Below are 6,167 nucleotides of genomic sequence, written 5' to 3'. Positions count from 1 at the left end.
CGGCATGATCTATCGCCCTCGGCTTCGGCTTCGGATTCTCTCCTTGTCCTGTCCTCGTTCCTTCTTCCGCTTCTCCTTGAACCACGCCTGATGCTCTGGAAGTGTCATTGCTTCTAGCATTTTCTTTTCGCGCTTCTTCTCCGCTGCTTTCTCTTCACGCGCCTTGCGTTGCCTTTCCAATTTCTCGCTGCGGTCAACATTCATGCCGATTTTCTTTTCCTTGATCTGCTCGGTCTTCTTAAGTTGCTTTTCCACGGTAGACTCAAAAGCTTTCTTGGCTATGGGGTCAGCTGCCAATTTAGCTTTAACAGCTTCGGTAACATGTTTGTCGCGGATTTCGGTCAATTTGTTGGCTTGGCCCTTTTCTATCTCTGCCTTCCTGCGAGCTTCCTCCGCTGCCCTCTCTGCTCTTTTATCTTTACCCAAAAGTCTACTCATGCGGCTTTGCTTCTCGGCCTCTGCCGTCCGGCTCTGTCGCTTGGCTTCGTCCTCATGCGCTTTGGCCTTGGCCTCATGCTCCTGAATAGGCTTGTTGTACTTAGATTGTGCTTTCCGCTCTTCAATCATTTTGTGCAACTCCTTCTCCTTGATCTTGGGACGTTCTTCCATGCGCCACTGTTCGCGCTCATGTTCGGGCCATACCTCCCGGCCCTTGTTGCTCAGTCGCTTCTGCTCGTTGTCATTGGCCCTCTGGCGGGCTTCGACCTTCTGCCGCAGAGCTTCACGGCGCGGGTCAAGCTCTGGCTGCTTGATCTGCAAAGCCTTCTTTTTCGTGGGAGCCTTCCGCTCTGGCTGTTTCGGATTCTGTGGTTCTCTGACAGGCTCGGCGGCGCGTTCCTTGGCTTGTACCCTCTGCGGCTCTTGAGTTCGCTCCTGCTGCTGTTCTTGGAGTTCTGCGGCCTTACCATGTATCTCCTTCTGCCGCGCTTGTATCTCCTTCAGATCCTTAGTGAGCTGCGCCAGCTCCTTGTTAGCTTGGATGATCTGAGAGTGCTCGGCTTTCTGGTAGATGTTCGGGCGCGGTCCCAAGTGCTTTTGTGGGATTCGGTCAATCCCTTGGGCCTCTAAGCTTCTGTGGTCAATCCGGTAGTCGAAACCTACCCGGTTGAGTTCCTTGTTGGTGGTCTTGGCCCACCCTTCACGCTGCTGCTCAAGAAATTCCTTCCGGTTCCAGTCCCGGTTCTTCTTCTTGGCGAATCCTTCCGGCCCGATCTCCCTCATCGTGATCATCATGTGAACATGTGGGTTCTTGCCTTGACTGTCGTGGATATTCCAATCCGTGACCATGCCGCGCTTAGTGTAGTTCTCGGCTACAAATTCGCGCACGATGTTTTTCTGTTCGTCCAGTGTCAGAGCCTTCGGAAGTGCGGCGTTCACTTCCCGGCATAGCTGCGCGTCTTTTCGCTTTTCTCCTGACTCAACTTCGTTCCAGAGTCGTTGCCGATCTCGCACCCACTCGGGTGCATTTTCAGGTGCAGCGATTTCCGAAAAGTCAACACGCTCCTTGCGGGTAAAGTCCTTCACTTCCCCGGTGCGCTCGTCAACGAGTTCCGCGCCTGCTCTGTATGCAGCAGAGGCAACGGCAGATTGCCCTTTTCCTCTGCTCACTACTTTTGCGGAAAAATGATAGATCGGCCCATACAGGAAATTCCCGTTTTGGCTTCGGCTTGCTTTGCCGATCTGATATTCTTCGTTGTCTTTTTGAATCATTTGAGCAAGGGGATTATTAGTTTGTAGTTCTTCGCCTCGCAGAGCGCACACATTCGCAGAATGTATAAGTGCGCCCTTGCTCATTCTTCACTAAGGGATTTTTTGAAGCGGTGCAACCTCCATACGCCATCTAGACGCTCCTCTCTAATAGGGTTGCTTGGATTTGTGTTTGAATATATTGTCGAGCAAAAAAAGGAGTCCTATATGGCAAGTCTGACATCACAATTTAAGGAAAAATACCCTCACATGACTGACAAAGAAATCAATCAGCTTGTGAAACTCCACAACCGAGAAGCGAAGGCAAAAGAACAGCAAAGAAAGCTCCGAGCTAAAGCTTCAAAACGTAAACGTAAGGAACGGACAAAGCTACTCTGTGATTTGGGTGGTTTGGTTCTCAAGTCTGGACTTGAAAATATGGACCGCGCCACACTCCTCGGTGCGCTATTGGCTATCAAAAAGTCAGAAGGTGATTCGGCCCGACTTGAGGCATGGAAATTCGCCGGGACAGAAGCCATGGGCGAAAAAGAGAGTAAGGAAGTGAAAAAAGAAACTTCCACGCAGTCGGAAGTGATTCAAAAACCGTTTGGTCAATAGGCCAACAGCTTTAAATTAAAAAAGATGAAATAATGGATAAAATATCAACAGCCATACCAGAGCACTTTTCCAAAGAAAAAAAGAAACGCTACCTTGACGCATGTAAAAGATACAACGACTGTACATGCAGAAAAATCAACAATAAACATAGAGGCATATATAAGGCTATACGTAAACACCCATCTAAAAATCTGCTCGATGTCGGATGTGGAGATGGGTACTTCGCATGCTTTTTAGCCAAGCTTGGCTACAATGTCACAGGAATTGACTTGTCTAAAGAAAGTTTGAGTGTGGCTAAATCACTTGCTAAAACCGTTGGAGTCGACAAGGTAAATTTTTCTTATATAAATGCCCATGAGTTGTGGAGAGGCAGTTATGATGCCGCCTACTGTTTTGACGTTGTAGAGCATATTCTGTGGGAGGAACAAGGCTCATTTTTAGAGTCAATTTACAATAGACTTAAGCCTAAAGGTGCTTTTTTTGTCAGAGCTCCTCACGCTTTTAATATTCGCCAGTACATCCCAGGGCACATAGGGCTACCAACATATGAGCAGTTCATGGGGTTAGCCACTGAAGTCGGCTTTACTCCCAAGGTCATCATAGGTCATTCGGGCATCGCCTCAATAATAAACTATGCAATCCCCTACGAAAAAGCTGTTGATATGCTTTTTTCCTCTTCAAGCTACTGGCGATACACTTTCATGAAGTACTTAAGCTTGGCCAACGTTGTTGTTAAGCTTGAAAAAAAATAAAGGGAAAAGTCCTGTTTTGACGAAGAGTTCGTCAAAACAGGACTTTTCCCTAATTTATCCAATTATATTTGATAATTGGATATGCATGAATAATAATTTATTTAAAGAAAATATCTATGGTTTTATGGTTAACAGTCATTTCGTAGCCACACTTTGATATCTGCTCTAAAGCATATTGGAAATCACCATGAGGATCATTATTGAAGAAAAGGTGTAAGCGGCCATTATTTTTGATAAAATTATTCTCGATATCATTCAAAAAGAATTTCCACTCTTGATGATTCCATGGTTTCTTTCCGCATTTATGAAAACAAATTGCAAAAGAAGTTATCAAATCAAACTTTTGATCTAGGCTTGGGATTGGTTGATTTGGCTCTATGCGGTGTTCTAAGCGGGGGATATCAAAGTATTTTACCATATGATTGAATATCTTGTGAGAATCGATGTCGATTCCATGGGGGGTATGCCCAAACATCCTTGAGATATAGAGAAAAAATCCCCCTCCGCACCCGATATCTAAAATTTTTATACTCTTTTCTTTATGTAGCCCAAGCTCAAATATCCTTCTAAAATTAATATTGAAATACCTCTTAAAATTTCGATACTTACCATATCCTTCAAAATCTTTTACCTGTTCAGATAGTTTAACAATCTCATGTGTTCTCGCGACAACCTTTCCGTAGTCTTTAGAGACAACTCTCCACCAAATACGCTGAGGACGTTTTAGATAGTGCAAATAATTGTTAAAACGATCGTATGTTCTTTTTTTTAGGTGTTCTTTGTTTGTAAAATATTTTTTTATATCAGATTTCATTTTTACCACACTTTTTACGTTAAAAAAAAATCTCTTATCAAAGAGCTGTAACCTATGCAAAAGGATTAAAATCAAACTTTTAGTAAAAACTATTGAGCTCCCCCCCCCCGCATACCCGTATTTTGCCGTATTTGACACCTCTGCCGCACGTTTCACACAAAGTCGCAAAGGACCCTTGGAGAAAGGTGAAAATCGTTTTTGGGCGATTCTCGCGTTCTTCTTGGGGGTCTAGGGGGCTTGCCCCAAGATGGTGGAGCCGAAGGCGGCTTTGGCCCGCCCCGGAGGGGTGAGAGGGCCAACATCCTGACGCTGTCGCCAGACCTTCCGACGCGATCTCTCTCGGGTCGCTCTGATATGGTTTCACTTCGCGTCCTCATAGGGTTCTTAATTCTTCGTCATTTCGACTTAGGCAATAGTTTGGGGTACGAGGTGGCTTTAAATTCGATTTCCGCCGCTGCCGGGAGGCAGCTTTCTGGGCGGTCCTTCTCTGATTTTTGCCTTTCTGCTTTCTTCTTAAGTAGCCTTTTAGCTGCTTTTCTACTTTTCCGCTCTTTTATCATTTGTTATTTCAATCGCTTGCATCCCTAAACCCCTACAGATTTACGGTTAAACCCCTACAGATTTACGGTTAAACCCCTACAGATTTACGGTATTCCCCTACTGGATATTCCTACCTTTAGGTTGACCAGTAGGGGAATACCCCTCTATGGTCCCTTCCATGAGTGAAAATCGAAAATCCATTGTGGTTAAATCTAACGCCCTGATTGAATCCATGTCTGACATGAATTTGCAAGAGATGCGGTTCCTTGCATTTGCGGCCGCACATCTGCCGCATGAGCTTGTCCCTGAGAAGGGTAAGCCATACGACATGGAAATCAACGTGCAGAGCTTTGCTAGCACTTTTGAAATCACGGAGAAGAACGCCTACCGCGAGATAAAAAAACTAGCGACAAAGCTCATGCAAAAAATCGTCGAGTTTGACGATGAGGAAGGCTACGAGGTTGGTGTGGGCCTTCTTTCCAAGCGAAAATATCATCACGGTGAAGGCCGTTTATGGTTTCGATTCGATGAAGACTTGCTACCGCACCTCATGGGCCTCACTGAGAGATTCACCCAGTACAGGCTCAAGGACGTTTATCAGTTCACCAAAACAAGCACGTGGCGGCTGTATGAACTCTTGCGCCAGTACAAAAAAGTAGGGAAGCGAGAAATAGACCTTGAAGACTTGCGTTGGAAGTTGGGAATTGAGGGAAAGTACCCACGAATTGACAATCTAAAGCTTAAAGTTCTCGACCCCGCCAAGGAAGAAATTAACGCCACCAGCGACATTAAGATTGAGTACGACCAACGGAAACGAGGGCGTCGAGTGGTTGGCTTTACCTTTCACATCATCGAGAATCAGGGAACGAAGACACCACGCGAGAAGATCAGGGAGAAAGTAGAGAAGGCCACCGGAGACACAAGCCTGTGGCCTGAAATGCAGCTTGTTTTGCAGAATGACTACCGGATAAATCAGAAGCAAGCACAGCAGCTTGCAAACGGATTTTCCAAGCGTAGGGATGAGCTTGAAAAGAAACTCCCCACGCTCAAGAAGCGGTGGGAGAAACTGCCGGAAAAGAATCCGAAGACGGGCAGGAAAAAAACACAACTCGGCGGCTACATTTTCGCCGCGCTCAAAGACGAGATTATGAGCGGTCAAGGGAGCTTGATTTAAATATCACTAGCGGAAAGAAAAATCATTTCAAGCATTTTTTCAGATGGTCAGTTTGATAAATTTTCCTTTCTCAATCCGGAAGACTTCACGGACAAAAATTGTATGGTGATCTTCACCGCCATGAAAAATCTTGCCGGGAAGAAATCTCCTATAGACCTTGTGACGGTCAAAGAAGAATTGGAAAGCATGACCATGCTTGCCCCTATCGGCGGCCCTGTTGAACTTTTTGAGATTGCCGACATTTTGCCCGACAGCGACTAAAAGAAACGCGCCCAAGGCGTTGCCCTGGGCGCGTCGTTCTGTACTATTTTTCCCTGCGTTGATAAGTAAAGGCAAACACGGCTACAACTAGGATTCCGATTCCTACAACAGTCAATGCGATTGGATTCATAGTTTCTCCTAACGGCTACTGCTCTCGTTCCTCAATGACTTCTATGGTCCCGTCTGGATGGTGCTTCACCCACCGACCTTGTTTATCCTCGTAGTAGGCTGTGACACCTTGTGCCAGAAGCTCAGAAACCACCTCCCAATTCCTGAAAGCCTTGTCTACAAGCTCGTCTAGAGTCGCTAATTTTCCCTTATC

Annotated in this window: 6 protein-coding genes; 4 read left to right on the top strand and 2 right to left on the bottom strand. The window is 45.9% G+C overall.

What is annotated here, in order from left to right; translation table 11 throughout:
* Positions 1 to 9: 9 nt before the first annotated feature.
* Positions 10 to 1,710, bottom strand: a complete 1,701-nt coding sequence (gene mobQ / locus DPRO_RS19870) for a MobQ family relaxase (protein ID WP_157917584.1) — start codon at positions 1,708 to 1,710, stop codon at positions 10 to 12.
* 204 nt (positions 1,711 to 1,914) lie between these two features.
* Between mobQ and traD the strand changes: the two genes are divergently transcribed.
* Together traD and DPRO_RS19860 are read left to right on the top strand one after the other, a co-directional pair.
* Positions 1,915 to 2,304, top strand: coding sequence for a conjugal transfer protein TraD (traD, locus tag DPRO_RS19865; protein ID WP_232005812.1), 390 nt, complete (start codon positions 1,915 to 1,917; stop codon positions 2,302 to 2,304).
* A gap of 32 nt (positions 2,305 to 2,336) precedes the next feature.
* Positions 2,337 to 3,056: a class I SAM-dependent methyltransferase gene (locus DPRO_RS19860; protein WP_097013859.1), complete on the top strand. Its 720-nt coding sequence runs from the start codon at positions 2,337 to 2,339 to the stop codon at positions 3,054 to 3,056.
* Positions 3,057 to 3,153: 97 nt separating this feature from the next.
* Here DPRO_RS19860 and DPRO_RS19855 read toward each other — a convergent pair whose 3' ends face one another.
* Complete coding sequence (locus tag DPRO_RS19855) at positions 3,154 to 4,026, bottom strand: class I SAM-dependent methyltransferase (RefSeq protein WP_097013858.1); 873 nt, start codon at positions 4,024 to 4,026, stop codon at positions 3,154 to 3,156.
* Positions 4,027 to 4,576: 550 nt separating this feature from the next.
* Here DPRO_RS19855 and DPRO_RS19850 point away from each other — a divergent pair.
* Positions 4,577 to 5,584, top strand: a complete 1,008-nt coding sequence (locus DPRO_RS19850; protein ID WP_097013857.1) for a replication initiation protein — start codon at positions 4,577 to 4,579, stop codon at positions 5,582 to 5,584.
* Complete coding sequence (locus DPRO_RS19845) at positions 5,585 to 5,845, top strand: DnaB-like helicase N-terminal domain-containing protein (protein WP_097013856.1); 261 nt, start codon at positions 5,585 to 5,587, stop codon at positions 5,843 to 5,845. It abuts the gene before it with no gap.
* Positions 5,846 to 6,167 lie beyond the last annotated feature (322 nt).

It is taken from the genome of Pseudodesulfovibrio profundus (genome assembly GCF_900217235.1).
GTDB lineage: Bacteria > Desulfobacterota > Desulfovibrionia > Desulfovibrionales > Desulfovibrionaceae > Pseudodesulfovibrio > Pseudodesulfovibrio profundus.
This window is presented reverse-complemented; position numbering and strand designations above follow the sequence as displayed.